17 protein-coding genes and 2 pseudogenes are annotated in these 20701 nt (G+C 69.7%); all 19 read left to right on the forward strand.

The window, feature by feature from the left end; all coding sequences use genetic code 11:
* Positions 1-1079, forward strand: a 1079-nt coding sequence (locus tag M3N57_13290; protein ID MDP9023643.1) for an SLBB domain-containing protein, incomplete at its 5' end; no start/stop codon positions are given.
* Positions 1076-3520, forward strand: a complete 2445-nt coding sequence (locus tag M3N57_13295; protein MDP9023644.1) for an NADH-quinone oxidoreductase subunit G — start codon at positions 1076-1078, stop codon at positions 3518-3520. The genes M3N57_13290 and M3N57_13295, both read left to right, overlap by 4 nt.
* Positions 3517-4767, forward strand: a complete 1251-nt coding sequence (gene nuoH, locus M3N57_13300) for an NADH-quinone oxidoreductase subunit NuoH (protein MDP9023645.1) — start codon at positions 3517-3519, stop codon at positions 4765-4767. Before M3N57_13295 ends, nuoH (M3N57_13300) begins: the two co-directional genes overlap by 4 nt.
* A gap of 83 nt (positions 4768-4850) precedes the next feature.
* Positions 4851-5264, forward strand: a pseudogene (gene nuoI / locus M3N57_13305) (NADH-quinone oxidoreductase subunit NuoI).
* 404 nt (positions 5265-5668) lie between these two features.
* Positions 5669-6406, forward strand: a complete 738-nt coding sequence (locus tag M3N57_13310; protein ID MDP9023646.1) for an NADH-quinone oxidoreductase subunit J — start codon at positions 5669-5671, stop codon at positions 6404-6406.
* Entirely contained in the window at positions 6406-6705 is a 300-nt protein-coding gene (gene nuoK / locus M3N57_13315) for an NADH-quinone oxidoreductase subunit NuoK (protein MDP9023647.1), read from the forward strand. Before M3N57_13310 ends, nuoK (M3N57_13315) begins: the two co-directional genes overlap by 1 nt.
* A gap of 2 nt (positions 6706-6707) precedes the next feature.
* The gene (gene nuoL, locus M3N57_13320) at positions 6708-8780 is read left to right on the forward strand and encodes an NADH-quinone oxidoreductase subunit L (protein ID MDP9023648.1); all 2073 of its coding nucleotides are present in this window, start codon (positions 6708-6710) and stop codon (positions 8778-8780) included.
* A 1-nt stretch (position 8781) separates the two neighbouring features.
* The gene (locus M3N57_13325; GenBank protein ID MDP9023649.1) at positions 8782-10305 is read left to right on the forward strand and encodes an NADH-quinone oxidoreductase subunit M; all 1524 of its coding nucleotides are present in this window, start codon (positions 8782-8784) and stop codon (positions 10303-10305) included.
* 2 nt (positions 10306-10307) lie between these two features.
* Positions 10308-11948, forward strand: a complete 1641-nt coding sequence (locus tag M3N57_13330; protein ID MDP9023650.1) for an NADH-quinone oxidoreductase subunit N — start codon at positions 10308-10310, stop codon at positions 11946-11948.
* A 4-nt stretch (positions 11949-11952) separates the two neighbouring features.
* Positions 11953-12999, forward strand: a complete 1047-nt coding sequence (locus M3N57_13335) for a polyprenyl synthetase family protein (GenBank protein MDP9023651.1) — start codon at positions 11953-11955, stop codon at positions 12997-12999.
* A 137-nt stretch (positions 13000-13136) separates the two neighbouring features.
* On the forward strand, positions 13137-13520 hold the full coding sequence (locus M3N57_13340; GenBank protein MDP9023652.1) for an NADH-quinone oxidoreductase subunit A: 384 nt from the start codon (positions 13137-13139) through the stop codon (positions 13518-13520).
* 71 nt (positions 13521-13591) lie between these two features.
* On the forward strand, positions 13592-14056 hold the full coding sequence (nuoB, locus tag M3N57_13345; GenBank protein MDP9023653.1) for an NADH-quinone oxidoreductase subunit NuoB: 465 nt from the start codon (positions 13592-13594) through the stop codon (positions 14054-14056).
* Between the two features lie 40 nt (positions 14057-14096).
* A complete protein-coding gene (locus M3N57_13350) occupies positions 14097-15791 on the forward strand; it encodes an NADH-quinone oxidoreductase subunit C (GenBank protein MDP9023654.1) in 1695 nt (564 codons plus the stop codon).
* 208 nt (positions 15792-15999) lie between these two features.
* The gene (locus M3N57_13355) at positions 16000-17124 is read left to right on the forward strand and encodes an NADH-quinone oxidoreductase subunit D (GenBank protein ID MDP9023655.1); all 1125 of its coding nucleotides are present in this window, start codon (positions 16000-16002) and stop codon (positions 17122-17124) included.
* 150 nt (positions 17125-17274) lie between these two features.
* A complete protein-coding gene (nuoH, locus tag M3N57_13360) occupies positions 17275-18375 on the forward strand; it encodes an NADH-quinone oxidoreductase subunit NuoH (GenBank protein ID MDP9023656.1) in 1101 nt (366 codons plus the stop codon).
* A 29-nt stretch (positions 18376-18404) separates the two neighbouring features.
* Positions 18405-18941: pseudogene (locus M3N57_13365) on the forward strand (NADH-quinone oxidoreductase subunit I).
* A 280-nt stretch (positions 18942-19221) separates the two neighbouring features.
* Positions 19222-19854 (forward strand): NADH-quinone oxidoreductase subunit J, encoded by a 633-nt coding sequence (locus M3N57_13370; GenBank protein MDP9023657.1) that lies wholly within the window; start codon positions 19222-19224, stop codon positions 19852-19854.
* Complete coding sequence (gene nuoK / locus M3N57_13375; GenBank protein ID MDP9023658.1) at positions 19851-20159, forward strand: NADH-quinone oxidoreductase subunit NuoK; 309 nt, start codon at positions 19851-19853, stop codon at positions 20157-20159. The genes M3N57_13370 and nuoK (M3N57_13375) overlap by 4 nt, the downstream gene beginning before the upstream one ends.
* Positions 20160-20166: 7 nt before the next feature.
* On the forward strand, positions 20167-20701 hold a 535-nt coding region (locus M3N57_13380), incomplete at its 3' end, for an NAD(P)H-quinone oxidoreductase subunit F (GenBank protein MDP9023659.1).

The following is a 20701-nucleotide window of genomic DNA, read 5'->3' on the forward strand; positions in this document are numbered from 1 at the left end:
TGATGATCGGATGCCTCGCGATGCGCAGCGAGCACTCGTTCATCTACATCCGCGGCGAGTACGAGTGGCCGGCCCGCCGCCTCGGCGACGCCATCCTCGAGGCCTACGAACGCGGCTACCTCGGCGACGACATGTTCGGCACCGGCCGCCGTCTGCACATGACGCTGCACCGCGGCGCTGGTGCGTACATCGCCGGTGAGGAGAGCGCGCTGCTGAACTCGTTGGAGGGCCGCCGCGGCCAGCCGCGACTGCGTCCACCGTTCCCCGCACAGTCGGGGCTGTACGCCAGCCCCACCACGGTGAACAACGTGGAGACGATCTGCAGCGTCCCGGGGATCGTCTCCAACGGCGCCGAGTGGTGGCGCCAGTGGGGGACGGAGGACAGCACGGGAACCAAGCTGGTGTGTGTCTCCGGCCACGTGAAGCGACCGATGAACTTCGAGGTCCCGATGGGAACCCCCATCCGCGCCATCGTCGAGGACCTGTGCGGGGGGATGATCGACGACCGGCCGGTGAAGTTCTTCCTCCCCGGCGGATCATCGGTCCCGATGCTCCCCGGCGATGCGCTCGACGTCGGGCTGGACTTCGAGTCGCTGCAGGAGGCCGGAACGATGCTCGGCACGGCCGCGTTGATGGTCTTCGACGACCGCACCTGCACCGTCGACGCCTCGCTCAACTGGAACCAGTTCTACGAGCACGAGTCGTGCGGCAAGTGCACTCCCTGCCGCGAGGGCACGTTCTGGCTCAGCCAGGTCCTCACCCGGTTGGAGACCGGCCGGGGACGCATGGCCGACATCGACGTCGTCGAGCAGGTCTGCACCCAGATGTGGGGACGGAGCTTCTGCGCGCTCGGCGACGGCGCGGCCCAACCTCCACAGAGCGCGATCAAGTACTTCCGCGACGAGTGGGAGGCGCACGTCGAGCAGGGCGGCTGTCCCTTCGACGCGACTCCCCGCGGCGAGGAGATCGAGCCGCTGCATCCCCACCGCGAGTCGGAGGAGGGCACCATCGAGCCGCCCCGGACCGGGTTGCCACTGGTCGAGCAGACCACGACTCGCGGGAAGGGCAGCCGCGCATGACCGACGACCAGACCGTCACGCTCACGATCGACGGCCGCGAGATCACCGTGCCCCCCGACACGCTGATCATCCGCGCCGCCGAGCAGATGGGCATCGTGATCCCGCGCTTCTGCGATCATCCCCTGCTCGACCCCGCCGGAGCATGCCGTCAGTGCATCGTCGAGGTCGAAGGCCAGCGCAAGCCGATGACGTCCTGCACGACGCCGTGCCAGGACGGCATGGTCGTCAACACCCATCTGACCTCCGAGCTGGCGCGCGACGCACAGAAGGCGCAGCTGGAGTTCCTCCTGATCAACCACCCGCTCGACTGCCCGATGTGTGACAAGGGCGGAGAGTGCCCCCTGCAGGACCAGGCGCTGGAACACGGCCCAGGGGAGTCGCGGTTCATCGACGAGAAGCGTCGCTACGCCAAGCCGGTCGCGGTGTCCCCGAACGTCCTGCTCGACCGCGAACGGTGCGTGCTGTGTGCCCGGTGCACCCGCTTCGCGCGGCAGATCTCCGGTCGGCCCTTCCTGGAGCTGTTCGAGCGCAGCGCGTTGGAGCAGGTCGCCATCTACGAGGACGAGCCGTACTTCGACTACTTCTCGGGCAACATCATCCAGATCTGCCCGGTCGGTGCGCTGACCTCGGCCTCCTACCGCTTCCGTGCTCGGCCGTTCGATCTCGAGTCCCGACCGAGCGTCTGCAACCTGTGCTCGGCCGGGTGCAACATGAACGTGCACACTCGCCGAGGCGGCATCATGCGGGTCCTGGCCCGCGACAACCCGGCGGTCAACGAGGCGTGGAACTGCGACAAGGGCCGCTTCGCGTTCAAGTACCTCGAGCACGAGCAGCGGATCGACCAGCCGATGCTGCGCAGAGGGGGCGACCTCGTCCCGGTGGGGTGGATGGAGGCGCTCCAGACCGCCGCGGACAGGCTGCGCAGCGCCGACAGCGTGGCGGTCCTCACCGGCGGGCACCTGCCGGACGAGGACGCCTACGTGCTCAGCCGGTTCGCCCGGAGCGTGCTCCGCACGGACGACGTGGACTTCCGGACCCGCGCCGCCGGTCCGGACGAGGACGAGGCCCTGGCCATCGTCCCGACCCGGCGAGGCGTCACGTACGGCGATGTGGAAGCGGCACCGGTCACGGTGCTGGTCGACCTCGACCCGGAGGAGGAGGTCCCGATCCTGTTCCTCCGCCTGCGCAAGGCGTGGCGCGACAACCAGGCGAAGCTCGTCTCGATCGGACCCCGGTCCGGCTCGATCTCCAAGATCCTGTGGCGCCGGCTGCCCACTGCGCCCGGGGACGAGGCTGCCCTGCTCAGCGCCTTGGCTGATGGAGGCGGTGACCTCGACGGGGCCGCGGCCGACGTCAGGGAGGCTCTCGAAGCGGCCGGCGACGCGGCCGTCATCCTGGTCGGTGAGCGCGGAGGCGCTGCGGGTGGTGCGCTGGCGGCTGCCGGGCGCCTGGCGGAGTCGATCGGTGCCAAGCTGGCTTGGGTGCCGCGTCGCAACAACGCCCGCGGGGCGCTCGAGGCGGGACTGGTACCGGGCACCCTGCCCGGGGGGCGCCGACTCGAGCACGACGACGAACGCGCCGAGGTGGAAGCGATCTGGGGCGACATCCCGACCACGCGTGGACGCGGCACCACCGCGATCCTCGAAGCCGCTGCGCGCGGCGACATCGACGTGCTGTACCTGGTCGGGGTCGACCCGGCCCGCGACTTCGACCGTCCCCGGCTGGCCAGGTCCGCCCTCGAGCGGGTCCGGACGGTCATCCTGCAGGACCTGATGCACCACGACACGGCCCGGTACGCCGACATCGTGCTGGCTGCCGCGGCGGCCTACGAACGCGACGCCACGTTCACCAACTGGGAGGGTCGGCGTCAGCGGTCGAAGCGGGGCGTGAGCCAGCCCAACCTGGCGCACGAGGACTGGGAGATCCTAGGCCAGCTGGCGTTCCTCCTCGGTCACGACCTCGGTCACGGCCACCTCGACGACGTCCGCAGCGAGATGGCCCGCCTCCCCGCCACGTCTGGCCGGTCGTGGCCCGTCGGCGGAGCCGGCCCCGACCAGTTGGGCGCTGCTGACGCCCGCGACGCCGACGGACGGCTGCAGCTGCTTACGTACCCGCTCCTGCTCGACCGGGGCGCCATGACCGCTGGGGCGGACAACATGCTCAAGACCGGCAAGCCGCCGTTCGCGGCGGTGAACTCCGCGGACGCGGAGCGGCTGGGGATCACCCCGGGGCAGGCGGTGACGGTGAGCTCCGAGCACGGCCAGCTGACGCTCACGGCCGAGGTCGAGGACGACGTGGTCGCAGGGGTCGTGTACGTGCCGACCAACTCGACCGACGCGCCGGCCACGACCCTGGCCAGCGACACCGGCGGACCGACGTGGGTCACGGTCGAGGTGGCCCAGCGTGCGCCGGCCCAAGCGGCCGGAGGGCGGCGGCGATGAGCCTGCTCGCCCAGAGCGTCCCGTCGTTCACCGTGGAGGAGGCCGGACTGCCCCTGTGGGTACACCTGCTCCGCGTCCTGGTCCTGGTCGGCTTCCTGCTCCCCGCCACCGCCCTGTTGATCTGGGCCGAGCGACGCACCCTGGCCCGGATGCAGGCCCGTATCGGGCCCAACCGGGCGGGTCCGGCTGGTCTGCTGCAGTCGCTGGCGGACGGCGTGAAGCTGTTCTTCAAGGAGGACGTCCGCCCCGACATGGTCGACGCGCCCGTCTTCTACCTGGCACCTCTGATCGCACCGATCACCGGGCTGCTCGCCGCGGCGATCGTCCCCTTCGGGCGGCCGGTCACCCTGTTCGGCGAGACGTTCCAACTGCAGGTGTTCGACCCGGACATCGGGGTCCTGTGGTTCCTGGCGATGGGCTCGATCCACGTGTACGGCATCGTGCTCGCCGGATGGTCCAGCGGATCGGCGTACCCGCTGCTGGGCGGCGTGCGCTCGGCGGCGCAGATGATCAGCTACGAGCTCCCCCTGGGGCTGGCCGTCGCCGCCGTCTTCGTCTACAGCGGGACACTGCGGGTCTCGGAGATCGTCGGGCAGCAGACAGGTCCCGGTCTCGTGGCGGGGATCCCGAACTGGTACGTGATCCCGCTCTTCCCGGCGTTCATCCTGTTCCTCACCGCGCTGATCGCCGAGACGTCCCGCCATCCCTTCGACCTCCCCGAGGCGGAGGGTGAGCTCGTCGGCGGGTTCCACACCGAGTACACGGGGATCAAGTTCGCGATGTTCTTCCTCGGGGAGTTCATGAACGTGATCGTCGGGTCGGCGTTGATCGTCACGCTGTTCTTCGGCGGACCGTCCGGTCCGGTCCTCACCGAGACCGCTGCCGGGGTGTGGCCGGTGCTGTGGTTCCTGGTCAAGCTCGCGGTCTTCGTCTTCCTGTTCGTCTGGCTGAGGGCGACCCTGCCGCGGTTCCGCTACGACCGGCTGATGGACGTGGGTTGGCGGTTCATGCTCCCGGTGGGGCTGGTGTGGGTCCTGGCCACGGCGTTCATGGTGATGGTCAACACCGAGCTGGACGCACGACAGCGGACGACCGTGGCGGTCGCCGGGGTCGCCGCTGCGGTGCTCCTGTACATCCTGGCACCGCTGTTCTCCCGCGGCGCGCGCCGCACGGTTCGTCGCCCGATGGACGACCGGCGCGCGTTCGACGAACCCGAGGAGATCCACTCCCGTGAGAGGGTCCCGTGATGACCATCCCCGCCGTGATCTGGACGATCGTTGCGTTCGTCGCCGCGGTCGGCCTGTTCTTCCTGTTCCTGACCCGCACGGCGCTGGGCCGTGGGTTCAAGGTCCCGCTGCGGACGACCTTGCGCAGGCCGGTGACGACCGAGTACCCCGACGAGAAGCGTGAGCCCCAGCCGCGCTTCCACGGCCGCCACCAGCTCAACTACTACGAGGACGGCCTGGAGAAGTGCATCGGTTGCGAGTTGTGCGCCTGGGCGTGCCCGGCGGATGCCATCTTCGTGCAGGGCGCCGACAACACCGCTGCGGCGCGGTACTCGCCGGGGGAGCGGTACGCCTCCGACTACCAGATCAACTACAACCGCTGCATCTTCTGTGGCTTCTGCATCGAGGCGTGCCCGACCCGAGCGCTGACCATGCTCCACGACTACGAGCTGTCCGCCGATACCCGCTACGGCCTGATCTACACCAAGGAGCGCCTCCTGGCACCGCTCCCCGAGGGCGCGACCCGACCGCCGCAACCCGATGCGGACGTGCGCCGCCGCAAGATCAACTACTACGGCGGTCTGGCCGCCACACCCTCGGACCTGGTCGGAGGCGACTACGAGCCGGCTGGTCCCCGACAGATGGTCCGTGCCGGCCGGCGGATGAGCGGCCTGAAGGAGCGCACCTCGACCGCCCCCGTGCACGCCCGCGATGAGATCGCCACCCGCGAGTCCGACCAGCACGCGGTCGCGTTGGGCCGCGACACCGCACACCTGCGCGAAGCCAGCGGCGAGGTCGGGGCGCCGGTGCTCGACGAGGACGACCAGCGCAAGGAGTCCCACGGCGGGGAGGCGCCACAGCCACCGCAGACCCCGCCGCAGGAGCGCTCCGACAAGGACGCCGACGGGGTAGAGAGGGACCAGTGATCGCCCAGCAGGCGGCCGGCGGCGCCACCGCGGAGGTGGTGCTGTTCTGGATCCTGGCCGCCGTGGCGGTCGGTGCGGCGGTCGCGATGATCACGATGCGCAACGTCGTGCACGGGGCGCTGATGCTCGTGCTGAACTTCGTCGCGATCGCCGGGTTGTTCCTCGTGCTCGAGTCGACGTTCCTGGCGATCATCCAGATCATCGTCTACGCCGGCGCGATCATGGTGCTGTTCCTGTTCGTGATCATGCTGCTGGGCGTGGCCCGTGACGACCTGCTGATCGAGCGCCATCCGGCGGTCCGAAGCGGCGCGTGGCTGCTCGGCGCCCTGCTCGTCGCGGGCGCCGGGTTCGTCTTCGTGGGGCCGTTCACCGGCGCGGAGTCGGTCTGCGGGGCCGCGACGAGCGTTGCCCCGACCGCCGGTGTGGTGCGCTGCGAGGGGTTGGCGGACGCCATCCAGGCCAACCCGACCGGGAGCGTCGGCTTCGTCGCGGAGCGACTGTTCACCCGGTACACGTTCGTGTTCGAGTTCGCCGCTCTGCTGCTGCTGCTGGCCATCGTGGCGGCGATGGTGCTGGCTCGACGCCGACCTGCCGGTCGGGCCGACCGTTCACCAGCCGAGGTCGGTGCCGGAGCACCGCTCGTTGACCAGGTCGTGGCTGGCGACACGCTCGTGCCCGGCGCTGCCGCGGCACCCCACGACGCGGGCGGGTCGGCCACGGACGGGGGTGGCTGATGCCGATCGGCTACTACCTGATGCTGGCCGGGATCCTGTTCGGGATCGGGCTGGTCGGTGTCCTGACCCGGCGCAACGCGATCGTGATCTTCATGTGCGTCGAGTTGATGCTCAACGCCGTGAACCTCACGTTGGTGTCCGCCTCGCGCTTGTGGGGCGCGGCTGATGGCCTGGTGACGGCCTTCTTCGTGATCGTGGTCGCCGCCGCGGAGGTCGTGGTCGGCCTGGCCCTGCTGATCAACATCTGGTGGCGACGAGGCACGCTCGACGTGGACGTGCCCCGGCTGCTGCGAGGCTGACCGTGCCAACGACCGCGACCGTCATCGTCCTGGCCGCCGAAGGTGGCGAGGTCGCCTACCGCCTCGACCCCGAGGCCGCCACAGGCGTCGCGAGCCTCGCCTGGTTGATCCCGGCCCTGCCGTTGGCCGGGTTCGTGATCCTGCTGCTCGCGGGTCGCCGGTTGGGGGAGCGGGCCGGCTGGTTGGCGACCGCAGCAGCCGCTGGATCCTTCGTGGTGACGATCGCGGCGTTCCTGCAGCTGCTGGGCGCCCGACCCGATGTTCACGCCGTCGTCGTCGAGCTGTACACCTGGATCGACGTGGGGCAGCTGGAGCTGACCACCGACGTGCTGCTCGACCCGCTCAGCACCGTCATGGCCTTGGTGGTCTCGGGCGTCGGATCGGTCATCCACCTGTACTCGATCGGCTACATGCACGGCGATCGACGCCAACCCCGGTACTTCGCGTACCTGAACCTGTTCCTGTTCTCGATGCTGGTGCTGGTGTTGGCCAGCAACTTCGTGGTGATGTTCGTGGGTTGGGAACTGGTCGGGCTGTGCTCCTACCTGCTGATCGGGTTCTGGTTCGAGGAGATGCCGAACGCGGTGGCGGCCAAGAAAGCCATGGTCGTCAACCGGATCGGTGACGCGTCCTTCGCCGTCGGTCTCTTCCTCATCTTCGCCGAGTTCGGTTCGCTGGCTTTCGCCGACGTCCTGCCCGCGGCGTCCGACGTCCTCGGTGAGGGTGGTGCGGCCACCGCGATCGGGCTGCTGCTCCTCGGCGGTGCGGTCGGCAAGTCCGCACAGATCCCGTTGTACGTCTGGCTGCCGGACGCGATGGCGGGTCCGACCCCGGTGTCGGCACTGATCCACGCCGCCACCATGGTGACGGCCGGCGTCTACATGGTCGCCCGCGCGTCACCGATCTACATCGAGACCGAGACCGCTCTCCTGGCGGTCGCCGTCATCGGCGCCGCCACCGCCCTGTTCGCAGCGGTCGTCGCCGTCCAGCAAGACGACATCAAGGGTGTCCTGGCCTACTCGACCGTCAGCCAGCTCGGCTACATGTTCATCGGCGTCGGTGTCGGCGCGTTCGGCGCGGGCATCTTCCACCTGGTGACCCACGCCTTCTTCAAGGGCCTGCTGTTCCTCGCCGCCGGATCGGTGATGCACGCCCTGGCCAACCGCACCGACATGTGGCGGATGGGAGGTTTGTGGCGGGTGATGCCGATCACCTTCTGGACGAGCGTGGTCGCCGTGCTGGCGATCAGCGGGATCTTCCCGTTCTCCGGGTTCTTCTCGAAGGAGCAGATCCTCGCCGCCGCGTACGAGGAGGGGCACACCGCCATCTGGTTCACGGGCCTGGTCGCCGTGGCGTTCACCGGGTTCTACATGAGCCGCTGGCTGTTCGTGACGTTCCTGGGGCCGCAACGGTGGGCCGGGGATACAGCGGCGCCCCAGCATGACCAGACGGCAGCGGACACGGTCGCCGGCTCGGCGCAGCAGGCGGGGACCCGCCCCACCGAGGACGCTGCCGTGGAGCTGCATCCCCACGAGTCGCCACCGTCCATGACGGTCCCGCTGGTCGTTCTGGGAGCCGCCTCGGCCCTGGGGGGACTGCTCAACCTGTCCCACGGCGGGCCACTCGAACATTGGCTGGAACCGTCGTTCGCTCACCTGCCGGAGGGCGGCGGGGCGACCGAGGCGGCCCTGTCCGAGATGGAGCTGACGGGCCTGTCGCTGCTGGCCGCGTTCGCCGGGATCGGTCTCGCCTACCTGCTGTACCTGCGGCCGTTCCCCGAACGCGACCCGGTACGGGCCAACCTCGGCACGATCGCGCTGGCGATGCGCCGCGCGTTCTGGGTCGATGAACTCTACGACCGGATCTTCGTCCGTGGCGGCGGCGCGTTCTCGCGCTTCCTGGTCTGGTTCGACGTGACGACGATCGACGGTCTGGTCGACGGCACCGCACGGCTGACGGCCGGTGCGGCGGCCCGGGTGCGTACCGTCCAGACCGGCCTGATCCGGGCGTACGCCGCGGGGCTGGTGCTCGGAGCTGTCGCGGTGGTCGCCGCCTTCCTGCTGGGAGGTGCCTGACGTGGGGCTGCTCAGCGCCGTCTTGTGGCTGCCGCTGATCGGTGCGGTGGCGATCGGTCTGCTCCCGTCCGCCGATCCGCGCCGGGTCCGTGCGATCGCGATGACGGCCTCGGTGGCGGCGTTCGCGGCCGCCCTGGTCATGCTCGCCGGGTTCCAGATCGACGAGGCCGGTTTCCAGCTCGAGGAGCAGATCCGCTGGATCCCCCAGTGGGGCATCAGCTACCACCTGGGCGTGGACGGCATCAGCCTGTTCCTGGTGCTGCTCACCACACTGCTCACCCCTCTGATCTTCCTGGAGTCGTGGGAGCACACCGACCGGGCCAAAGGCTACTTCGCCGCGTTCCTGGTCCTCGAGACGTGCGTGCTCGGTGTGTTCCTGGCGCTGGATCTGCTGCTGTTCTACGTGTTCTGGGACCTGATGCTGGTCCCGATGTACCTGATCATCGGGATGTGGGGGTACGAACGGCGCCGCTACGCGAGCATCAAGTTCTTCCTGTACGCCTTCATCGGCGGTCTGCTGATGCTGGTGGGGATCATCGCGGTGTACGCCCAGACCGGCGGCCGCAGCTTCGACTACCTCGTCGTGCGCGACGTTGCCCTGGATCCGGGCGTCCAGGGGTGGCTGTTCGCCGCCTTCTCGATCGCGTTCCTGATCAAGCTGCCGATCTTCCCGGTGCACACATGGCTGCCTGACGCGCACACCGAGGCCCCCACCGGCGGGTCGGTGATGCTGGCAGGCGTGCTGCTGAAGCTCGGCGGGTACGGGCTGCTGCGCTACTCGCTCCCGCTGTTCCCCGATGCGGCGCGGGCGGCGGTCCCCATCCTGCTGGTCCTCGCGCTGGTCGGCATCATCTACGGGGCGCTGGTCGCCCTGATGCAGCGCGATCTCAAGAGGCTGGTCGCGTACTCCTCGGTGAGCCACATGGGTTTCATCGTGCTGGGCATCTTCGCGCTGACCGAGGAGGCTGTGGCCGGCGGCGTCGTGCAGATGTTCAACCACGGCCTGTCCACCGGGGCGCTGTTCTTCCTGGTCGGCATGCTCTACCACCGGCGCCACACCCGACAGATCGCCGCGTTCGGTGGGCTGGCCGCCCGCACCCCCGTCTACGCGGGCCTCTTCCTGGTCGTGGCCCTGTCGTCGTTGGCGATGCCCGGGCTCAACGGCTTCGTCGGCGAGTTCCCCATCCTGCTCGGGACCTTCGCGGTCCACCCCTGGGCCGGGGCGGCCGCTGCCGTGGGCATGATCCTGGCCGCGCTGTACCTGCTGTGGGCCTACCAGCGGGTGTTCCACGGACCCTTGCAGGGCGCCGACAACGAGAACACCCCTGACCTGTCGTCCCGTGAGGTGTGGGTCCTGGCGCCGATCGTCGCGCTGATCGTCGCGGTCGGGGTGTACCCACAGCCGATGTACGACCGCATCGAGCCGGCCGTCCGCGAGCTGGTCGAGCAGGTCGGGGACGGCGCGGTGGAAGCCGCGGATGCTTCAACGCCCCGGCCGGCTGCCGCACCAGCGTCCCAGGAGTAGCCGTGGTCCCCGTCGTCGCCCAGGCCGCTGGCCGCCTCCCCGCCCCGTCGATCGAGTGGTCGGTGGTGGCGCCCGAGCTGCTCCTGGCCGGCGGGGCGCTGGCCCTGCTGATGCTCGCCGTGGCCGACCAAGCTCGCACCGCGGTCGCGGTGATCATGGGCTCGGTCGCCGCTGCGGTCGGCGTGTGGCTGCTGCTGACCGCAGGCACCGTCCCCGGCGTGACGGCGATGGCGGTCGGGGGGGCGGTGATCGCCGCAGCGGTCGGTCTGGGCAGCCGTCCGGCGCTGGTCCAGGCGTGGATCGCCGGTGCCGTCATCGTGGGGGCGCTGGCGCTGACCGGCTGGCAGTGGGTGGCGATCTACGCCGCGGACGGCGGCGGCACGTTCCTGTCGGGCGCGATCGCGCTGGACGGCGTGGCGATCTACACGCGGGTGATCGTCCTGGTCAGCGCCCTGCTCGTCCTGCCGATCGGGTACGGCTACCTGGTCGACCGCGGCATCCAGCGCTTGGAGTTCGAAGCGCTGCTCCTGTTGGCCACCGCCGGGATGACCGTGCTGGGCGCGGCGGCCGACCTGCTCGCGGCGTTCATCGCGTTCGAGCTGCTGTCGGTCGCGCTGTACGTGATGTGCGGCCTGGCGCTGCGCGACCGGCGCTCGCAGGAAGCCTCGATGAAGTACTTCGTCCTGGGTGCGATCACCTCGGCCATCTTGGCGTACGGGATCGCACTGGTGTACACGGCCACCGGTAGCATCGACCTGGGCGTCATCGCTGACGGGATCGGTCTGATCGGGACGCCGATCCCCGTGGCCCTGTTCGGGGCGGCGCTGGTCACCGTCGGCCTGGGGTTCAAGGCGTCGGCGGTGCCGTTCCACCTGTGGACGCCCGACGTCTACCAGGGCGCACCCACCAACGTCACCGCGTTCATGGCCGCGGCGACCAAGGCGGCGGCGTTCGCGATCGTCCTGCGCGTCTTCCTCGTGTCCTTCGCTCGCCTGGAGGCGTCGTGGATCCCCGTCCTGGCCGCTGTGGCAGCGGTCACGATGCTGCTGGGGGCGCTGGCGGCGATCGTGCAGTTGGACGTCAAGCGTGTGCTGGCGTACTCGTCGGTGGCGCACGTCGGTTACGGGCTGATCGGGGTGACCGCCGCCTCCGAGCAGGGCCTGTCCGCCACGCTGTTCTACCTGCTGACCTACGCGGTCAGCGTCATCGGGGCGTTCGGGTGCGTGATCGCGATCGAGCGGCGGCGACGTGGCGAGGTTGCGCTGGTCGACCTGAAGGGGCTCGGGCGGACCACCCCGATCCTGGCTGGGGTGTTCAGCCTGTGCCTGCTGTCGCTGGCCGGGATACCGGCCACGGCCGGGTTCGTCGGGAAGTTCGCGGTGTTCCGCGCCGGTGTCACGTCGGGGCTGGAGTGGCTGGTCGTGATCGGGGTCGTGTCCAGCGTGATCGCCGCCTTCTTCTACCTTCGTCTCATGGCGGCCATGTTCCTCGAGGACCCCGACCCCGACCGCGTTCGCCAACCGGTGCTGAGCACCGGTGTCGCTGCCGGGGTCGCGGGGGCGGCGACCGCGGTGCTGATGCTGGGCATCCAGCCGGAGGCGTTCGTGGCCCTGGCCGACCAAGCTGCGACGATCGCGAGGTGAGACCATGACCGCCGCGCCCCGCGGCCAACTGATCCCGCCTCCCCCCCCGCACGTGGCACGCGGGATCGATGTCGGACCGGTCCTGGCCGACGTCGAACGGCGCCTGCGCGAACACGTGGCGACGTCGGCCCGGTTCGTGGAGGAGGCGGCACGCTACCTGATGGAGGCCGGCGGGAAGCGGTTCCGGCCGATGCTGGTGGCGCTGTGCTCCCACCTGGGCGATCCCTGGTTGGAGGAGGGTCAGGTCTACGACCCGCGCATCGCCGAGGCCGGCGTGGTGGTCGAGCTCGTTCACCTCGCGACCCTGTACCACGACGACGTGATCGACGAGGCCCCCGCGCGGCGTGGGACCCGCTCGGCGAACGTCCGGTGGGACAACACGGTCGCGGTCCTGACCGGCGACTACCTGTTCGCGCGCGCCTCCGAGCTGTCCGCCGACCTGGGCGTGGAGGTGACCCGGATCATGGCGCGGACCATCGCCACGCTCTGCGAGGGCCAGATCAGCGAGGTGCAGGGCTCGCGGGGAGCGCTCCCCCCCGACGTCCCGCCGTTGGATCCCACGCTCGACCACTACCTCGACGTGGTGTCGAAGAAGACGGCCAGCCTGATCGCCACGTCATGCCGGCTGGGAACCCTGCTCAGCGGGTGCGACACACCCCAGGTCGAGGCCGCGACGGCCTACGGATGGAACCTGGGCATGGCGTTCCAGCTCTCCGACGACATCCTCGACGTGGCCAGCAGTCCCGAGCAGTCGGGGAAGACCCCCGGGACCGACCTACGCGAGGGTGTGCGCACCCTGCCTGTGCTGTACGCGCTCGAGGACGAGCCCGACGGCGAGCTCGCCGCGCTGCTGGACACAGACATCCTCACCGACGACGCTGTCACCCGGGCGCTGCGTCTCCTGCGATCCAGCCCCGCCCTCCACCGCGCCCATGATCTGGCCGCCGCGTACGCCGCGGCGGCCAAGGACGTGCTGGTGTCCTTCCCGCCCAGCGCCGCGACGACCGCGCTGGGCCAGCTGGCCGACTTCACGGTGGTGCGCACGGGCTGAACGGCCACCGCGTTGTCTGGTGACGCCGTTGGGAGGCCTCCGGGCCCGCTGATACAGTTGCGGCCCCCCGGATGCCGTCCCCCGCGGTGACAGGCGCGTGTCCGTCGGGGCTCCGCAGGTTCCCGATGGAGAGACCGGTGAGCTTCTACAGCCAGTACGTGACGTTCGCGGTCCTCGCCCTGGCCGGTGTTGGGCTGTACGCGGGCATCGTGACTCTCAACCGGCTGATGCGACCGGACATGCCCAGCCCCGGCAAGCTCTCGACCTACGAGTGCGGGGTCGACCCGGCCGGCTCCGGGTGGACCCAGATGAACATCCGCTACTACGTCTTCGCGTTCCTGTTCGTGGTGTTCGACGTGGAGAGCGTCTTCATATTCCCCTGGGCGGTGATCCTCGGCGGACTCGAGGCGGGTGGACCGGTCAGCGCGACGTTCGCGCTGCTCGAGATGTTCGTGTTCATCGGCGTCCTGGCACTCGGTCTGCTCTACGCGTGGCGGAAGGGGGTCCTCAAGTGGGACTAGTTGACGAGGTCGATCTCCCGAACCCGGTTCGGTTCCTGCTCAACTGGGGCAGGAAGTACTCGCTGTGGGTGATGAACTTCGGGTTGGCGTGCTGCGCCATCGAGTTCATCGCCGCGTCCACGGCCCGCCACGACTTCATGCGTCTGGGCGTGATCCCGGTCGCGCACGGTCCCCGTCAGGCGGACCTGCTGGTCGTCGCCGGGACGCTCACCGACAAGATGGCGCCGGCGCTGAAGCGCGTCTACGACGAGATGCCCGAGCCCAAGTACGTGATCTCTTTCGGGTCCTGCTCCAACTGTGGCGGCCCGTACTGGGACAGCTACTCGGTGACCAAGGGCGTCGACCAGATCGTCCCGGTCGACGTCTACGTCCCCGGGTGTCCTCCCCGCCCGGAGGCGCTGCTGGAGGGGATCTTGGTGCTGCAGGAGCGCATCGGGAAGGAGAACGTCCGCGAGCGGTTGGCGGCGCGGCGCGAGCCGGTGGTGGTCGGTGAGCAGGTCCCCGACGTGCCGGCGGTGGCCGGCGCGCAGGCCTGAGGCCGATGGCCGCACCCGCCGCGAGCGCTCGGAGGGCCCGGTGACGCCCGAGGAGCTGAAGGAGATGTTCGACCGTGAGTTCGTCGAGCACGGCTCTGCCGAGCTCGGCTGGGGTCAGGTCACCGTCGACCTCGACGCCGAGGGGTACGTCGAGGCGGCGATGTTCTGCCGTGATGACCCCCGGTTGGCCTGCGACTTCTTCGACTGTCTGGCGGGGGTGGACGAACGAGAGGACGGCTTCTCGGTGGTCGCGGTGTTGTACTCGACGACCACGCGGCACCGGGTGATGCTCCGCCACCGCTGCGGCGGTGGGCGCGACCGGCCGGTCGCGCCCACCCTGACGCACGTCTACGCCGGCGCGGACTGGCACGAACGGGAAGCGTGGGACATGTTCGGCATCGAGTTCGACGGCCATGCCGGTCTGCTGCCGCGGATCCTGACCACGGAGAACTTCGAGGGCTGGCCGCTGCGGAAGGACTTCTTCCTCGCCACCCGAGAAGCCAAGCCGTGGCCCGGGATCAAGGAACCGCTCGAGGTCGACGCCGAGGGCCGTCCGATCGAGCGCGAGCGGAGCGCCGAGCCAGGTGCCGCACCGGGACCCAGCGCCCTCGACGAGGCGATGTCCGAGCAGGCCCGCCGCGCCGCCGGGCTGCTCGACGAGTCGCGCGTCGAGCTGGCTGGGGGCGACGACATCGCTCCTCGAGCGCCTCACACCACTGCAGCCGGGGGAGGGGCCACCGAGGCCCACCCCGATGAGGAGGCTGCTGCCCGCGCCGAGCGGGCCCGGCGCAAAGCCGCCGAGCGACGTCGCGAGAAGGCCGCCGCACGTGACGCCGCAGCAACGGCAGACCGAGATGCGACGGTCGAACCGCCGCCCGCGCCCGAGGACGTCGCCACGGTCGCCACCGCCCAGGACCCGAGGGTCACGTCCCCGGAGGATCGCGCGGAGGGTGCTGGTCCGGGGGCGGTCGAGGCGGCTCGCACCCCATCGCGGTACGACCCTGGGGAGGAGAGTCGCACCGAGCGGGCCAGGCGAGCCGAAGAGGAGTCCAAAGCCGATCTCGACCACCGCGAGCCGGGACAGGGCGGCCCACCGGGCACACCGCCCGATCCGGAACTGCCTCAGGCGCAGGGCACCACGCCCACGCGCGCTGGCGGCCGCGGGCACGCCGAGGGCGGTGGCCCCGGCAGCAGCTCGGCGCGCGGCGAACAGCCGCAACCCGGCGCGGAGGCCGGCGAGCCGCCGACCGTGCAGCGGCCCGGCGAGGCCCCTGTCGACGGCGGCATCCGTGAGGTTGCCGACCGTGCGGCCGACGCCGACGGGTTGGAGGGCGGGGCGCGACCGGCGTCCACCACCACACCGCCGGTCCCCGCACCCGATGAGGTCGACGACGAGCCGACCGTGACCGACCTCGCCGGCGACCTGCACGGCCAGGCCTCCCACGGTCCGTCGGGACCCGAAGGCGTCGCCGAGGTCGACCAGCCCGGAGCGACCGGACCAGACGTGGCCACCCCACCGCAGGACGAGGCGACCCGGTCACTGCCGGGATCGGGGTCCGACGCCCTGTCCGGCGACACCCCGGACACGATGGACCCGCGTGAGCGGGCGTTCCGCGATCCGGCCACCACCGGAGGCAACGACCTGGACGCCGCATCCTCGCTGCCCGAGGCCGCATCCCGCGCCGAGACACCGGAGCAGTCGCCCGCCACCGAAACCGATGAGGAAGACCAGTGAGGGACGCTCCGCAGGAGCGGCGCGAGAGGAGCTGTCTTAGGTCTCCTAAGACTGCGACGGAGGTGTACCCCGTGAGGGACGCTCCGCAGGAGCGGCGCGAGAGGAGCTGTCTTCGGTCTCCTAAGACTGCGACGGAGGTGTACCCGTGAGCTCGCGGGATCTCGACGCCAACCAGCAGGCAGTCCCGGCCACCGCGCCGGGCGAGACGATGCTGCTCGAGGTCCGTGGCGACGGGGACTTCGACACACAGGACATGACGCTGTCGATCGGGCCCCAGCACCCCTCGACCCACGGCGTGCTGCGCTTGATCGTCGAGCTCGACGGCGAACGGATCGTGCAGGCCACCCCCGTCATCGGGTACATGCACCGCGGGTTCGAGAAGCTGGCCGAGCACCGCGACTACCGCCAGATCATGGCCCTCGTCAACCGCCACGATTGGCTGTCGGGCTTCTGTAACGAGGTCGGGGTCGCCCTCGCCGTGGAGAAGATGCTCGAGATGGAGGTCCCCGAGCGGGCCCAGTGGATCCGGATGCTGATCTTCGAGTGGAACCGGATCCTCAACCATCTGATGTTCATCGGCTCGTTCGGGTTGGAGCTCGGGGCGATCACCCCGATGTTCTACGCCTTCCGGGAACGTGAGGAGATCCAGTACCTGCTGGAGTCGGCGACCGGCGGCCGGCTGCACTTCACGTTCACGCAGGTCGGCGGGTTGAAGAACGACCTGCCGAAGGACTTCCTGGCCGAGTCGGAGCGGCTGTTGGGTGTGGTTCGCAGCCGTCTGCGCGACTACGAGGACCTGCTGCTCGGCAACGAGATCTTCCAAGCCCGCACCAAGGGCATCGGGGCGCTGGCCCCCGATGTCGCCTGCGCCTACGGCGTCTCAGGTCCGATCCTGCAGGCGACCGGGGTCGCCGAGGACGTTCGGGTCTCGGAGCCGTACCTGAAGTACGACGAGGTGGCTGTGGAGATCCCCACGGGCGCCAACGGCGACAGCTACGACCGGTTCTGGTGCCTGATCAACCGGGTGCGGGTCGCGCTCGACATCATCGAGCAGATCCACGACCGGGTGCCGTCGGGACCGGTCAACGTCCGCCTGCCCAAGATCGTCAAGGCCCCCGAGGGGGCGGTGTACGTCCGCACCGAGAACCCGCTGGGCCAGTGCGGGTACTACCTCGTCTCGGACGGGAAGAAGACACCGTGGCGTCTCAAGATGCGCACGCCGTCGTTCAGCAACATCTCGGTGATCCCGACGCTGCTCGAGGGGATCCTGATCCCCGACCTGATCGCGATCCTGGGGTCGGTGTTCTTCGTCGTGGGAGACATCGATCGATGATCGACCGTGGTATGGGGTGCCTTGTGGGCCGCGATGGGTGGTCGATCACAACGATCGTGACCAGGATCGATCGATGATCGACCGTGGTATGGGGTGCCTTGTGGGCCGCGATGGGTGGTCGATCACAACGATCGTGACCAGGATCGATCGATGATCGAGGTCGTGTCTCTGGTCGGGCAGGCGTCGGCGGCGACGTTCCCGTCGATCCTGAACGTCTCCGGCAACCTCTGGCTCGACGTCGCGCTGAAGGTCGTGGCGATCGTGGCGCTGTTCCTGGTCGCGCCGCTGGCGATCGGGTACATGGAACACAAGGTCATGGCGCACCAGCAGGCCCGATTCGGTCCGATGGACGTCGGCCCGCACGGCACGCTCCAGCTGGTCGCCGACGGCGTGAAGTTCATGCAGAAGGAGGGGATCGTCCCCCGCGCCGCCGACCGGTGGGTGTTCGGGATGGCCCCCGCCGTGTCGCTCGTCGCGGTGCTCGTGGTGTTCCTGGTGATCCCGTTCGCCCCCGGGCTGTGGGCCGAGGACCTCGACCTCGGGCTGTTCTACGTCCTGGCCGCCAGCTCGGTCGGGGTCCTCGGCGTGCTGATGGCGGGCTGGGCCTCGGCGAACAAGTTCTCGCTGATCGGCGGTGTGCGGGCCGCCGCGCAGCTGATCGCCTACGAGCTGCCCATGGTGCTGGCTGCGGCGGCCGTCGCGATCCAGGCCGGCACGCTGTCGTTGGCGGGGATCGTCGAGGCCCAGGCGACGTTCCTGATCCCCGGGACGTCGATCAACGTCTGGTACGTCTTCCCGCAGTTCATCGGCTTCGCTCTGTTCTACGTCGCCGCGCTCGCCGAGCTGTCGCGTCCCCCGTTCGACATGCCGATCGCTGATTCGGAGCTGGTCTTCGGTTTCCTCACCGAGTACACCGGGATCCGCTTCGGGTTGTTCCTCCTGGCCGAGTACGCCGGCATGGTCGCGTTCTCGGCGATCCTCACGGTGCTGTACCTGGGTGGCTGGCAGATCCTGCCCGGGCTGGGTGTTCCGGGCTGCGATGGCCTGTTCGACTGCAGGTGGTGGGGGACGCTGCTGGCGTTCGGGGTGACCGCCGGGAAGATCGCGGCGCTGACGTTCACCATGATCTGGGTCAGGGTGACATTCCCGCGTCTGCGTGAGGACCAGCTGCAGCGACTGTCGTGGCTGGTGCTGATCCCCCTGAGCCTGTTCAACATCGCCGTGGTGGCCGCCGCCAAGGTGCTGTTGTAGACCGTGACCCTCCGTCTCGATGGGCGACGATGAAGCTCTCCGCCGCATCCAAGCCGAAGATCCCGGGCCTGTTGAAGGGCCTCGGGGTGACGCTGAAGACCATGCTGACGCCTGCGGTGACCCGCCAGTACCCGCACGTCAAGCCCGATCTCGCCCCGCGCACCCGCGGCGTGATCGCGCTGATGGAGGAGAACTGCACGGTCTGCATGCTGTGTGCTCGCGAGTGCCCCGACTGGTGCATCTACATCGAGTCGCACAAGGAACGCGTCCCGCCAGCCACGGAGGGCGGCCGGGAACGCACCCGCAACCAGCTCGACCGCTTCGCGATCGACTTCGCCCTGTGCATGTACTGCGGGATCTGCATCGAGGTCTGCCCCTTCGACGCCCTGTTCTGGAGCCCCGAGTTCGAGTACTCGACGTACACGATCGGGGAGCTGGTCCACGAGAAGGAACGGCTGCGCGAGTGGATGGACACCGTGCCGCCACCGCCTCCGCTGGAGGAAGGAGCCGAGCAGCCACCGGAGCTCGGCGCCGCCCTGGAGAGGGCGAACAAGGAGCGCCAGGCGGCGCTCGCGGCTCAGCGCCAGGCCACGGAGCAAGCCGCGAGCGGCGGCCCCACGGGACCGGCGCTGGGCGCTGCCCGCCAGGAGGAGGAGATCGAGGTCGAGGCCGAGGTCGACCAGGAGGTGTACCAGGCGCTGCTGGCCGAGGGGAAGAGCGAGCGGGTCGCCCGCGCCCGCGCCAAGGCGGCGTACGTCCGCAAGGAGAAAGCCCGGATCCGCGCCGAGCGGGCAGCGGCCGGGGGCGGCGCATGAGTCAACGGGGAGCGACCCCGAGGCAGCGGCGATGACGGCCCACGACGTGGTGTTCGTCCTGCTCGCGGTGGCGGGCGGGCTGTCGGCGCTCATGGTCGTCACCGTCCGCAACATGGTCCACGCCGTGCTGTTCCTCGCGGTGACCTTCGGGGCGATGGCGGGGATGTTCCTGGTTCTCCACGCCGACTTCGTGGCGCTGGTGCAGCTCCTGATCTACGTCGGGGCGGTCGCGGTGCTGCTGATGTTCGGGCTGATGCTGACCCGCGCCCCGATCGGACGCGAGGCCCTCGACAGCCAGTCCCGCGGCCTCGGGCTCGCGGTCTCGATCGCGCTGTTCGGGGTCCTTGCCGCCCTGATCGTGCGAGCCTACGGAGACGTGCGGGTGGCTCTGGCGGGCCCGGACGTCGCTGCGATCGGCGGCTCCATCTTCTCACAGTGGGTCCTGCCGTTCGAGCTGCTGTCCCTGCTGCTGACCGCAGCGCTCGTGGGTGCCATCGTGCTGTCGCGCCGGGAAGCCGGCGAGACGGGGGAGGAGGATCTCGCGGACCTGCGTGAGGCACGCCCGACCATCATGGGCGGGCCTGAAGGTGTGGCGGAGGCCAGGCGAGCACGGCACCTTCGGGCGCCAGGCGACGAGCGTGAGACAGCCGGAGCCGGTCGGTGACGCTGGCTGGTCCCCTGCTGTTCGGGGCGTTCATCTTCTGCGTCGGCGTCTACGGCGTCATCGCTCGACGGAACGCCGTCCTCGTCCTGATGTCGGTCGAGCTGATGCTGAACGCGGTCAACGTCAACCTGGTCGCCTTCCAGCTGCAGGCGCCCGGTGACGCCGCCCTGACCGGCCACGTCTTCGCGCTGTTCGTGATCGCGATCGCCGCGGCCGAGGTCGGCGTCGGGCTGGCCATCGTCCTGAACATGTTCCGCAACCGCGCGTCGGTGAACGTCGACGACGCCGACCTCATGCGCTGGTAGGGGCTCGATGGAGACGCTGTTCGACCACGCCTGGTTGATCCCGGTCATCCCGCTGGTTTCCGCGGCGCTGATCGCCGCCCTCGGCAAGCAACTGCCCTGGAAGGGCGCCGAGATCGGGGTCTTCGCACTGGGCGTGGTCTTGGCGCACTCCGCGGCGATCGCGTGGGCCACGTTCACCGGCGCGGTCCCCGGTGAGCTCCCGGTGGAGCGTGCCGTCGCCTGGGCGCCGCTCGGCGGTGGCGTGACGCTCGAGCTCGGGATGCTGATCGACGGGTTGACCGCGATGATGTTCCTGCTCGTGGCGGTCGTGTCGTTCCTTGTCCACGTGTACTCGCGCGAGTACATGGGCCACGAACCCCGGTTCACCTTCTTCTACGCGATGTTGTCGCTGTTCACCGCGTCGATGCTGATCCTGGTGATCGCCAACAACACCGTGATGGCGATCATCGGCTGGGAACTGGTCGGGGTCTGCTCCTACCTGCTGATCGGCTTCTACTGGGAGGACAAGCCCAACCAGGATGCGGCCAACAAGGCGTTCTTGA

The organism is Actinomycetota bacterium (assembly GCA_030776725.1).
In the GTDB taxonomy this organism is placed as follows: domain Bacteria; phylum Actinomycetota; class Nitriliruptoria; order Nitriliruptorales; family JAHWKO01; genus JAHWKW01.

What these genes read in the sequence shown, in the direction of transcription:
- nuoK (MDP9023647.1), top strand. Translation starts at nt 6,406, where the DNA reads ATGCCGATCGGCTACTACCTGATGCTGGCCGGGATCCTGTTCGGGATC.
- M3N57_13355 (MDP9023655.1), top strand. Translation starts at nt 16,000, where the DNA reads ATGCTGCTCGAGGTCCGTGGCGACGGGGACTTCGACACACAGGACATG.
- nuoB (MDP9023653.1), top strand. Translation starts at nt 13,592, where the DNA reads ATGAACTTCGGGTTGGCGTGCTGCGCCATCGAGTTCATCGCCGCGTCC.
- M3N57_13335 (MDP9023651.1), top strand. Translation starts at nt 11,953, where the DNA reads ATGACCGCCGCGCCCCGCGGCCAACTGATCCCGCCTCCCCCCCCGCAC.
- M3N57_13370 (MDP9023657.1), top strand. Translation starts at nt 19,222, where the DNA reads ATGACGGCCCACGACGTGGTGTTCGTCCTGCTCGCGGTGGCGGGCGGG.
- M3N57_13295 (MDP9023644.1), top strand. Translation starts at nt 1,076, where the DNA reads ATGACCGACGACCAGACCGTCACGCTCACGATCGACGGCCGCGAGATC.
- nuoH (MDP9023645.1), top strand. Translation starts at nt 3,517, where the DNA reads ATGAGCCTGCTCGCCCAGAGCGTCCCGTCGTTCACCGTGGAGGAGGCC.
- nuoH (MDP9023656.1), top strand. Translation starts at nt 17,275, where the DNA reads ATGATCGAGGTCGTGTCTCTGGTCGGGCAGGCGTCGGCGGCGACGTTC.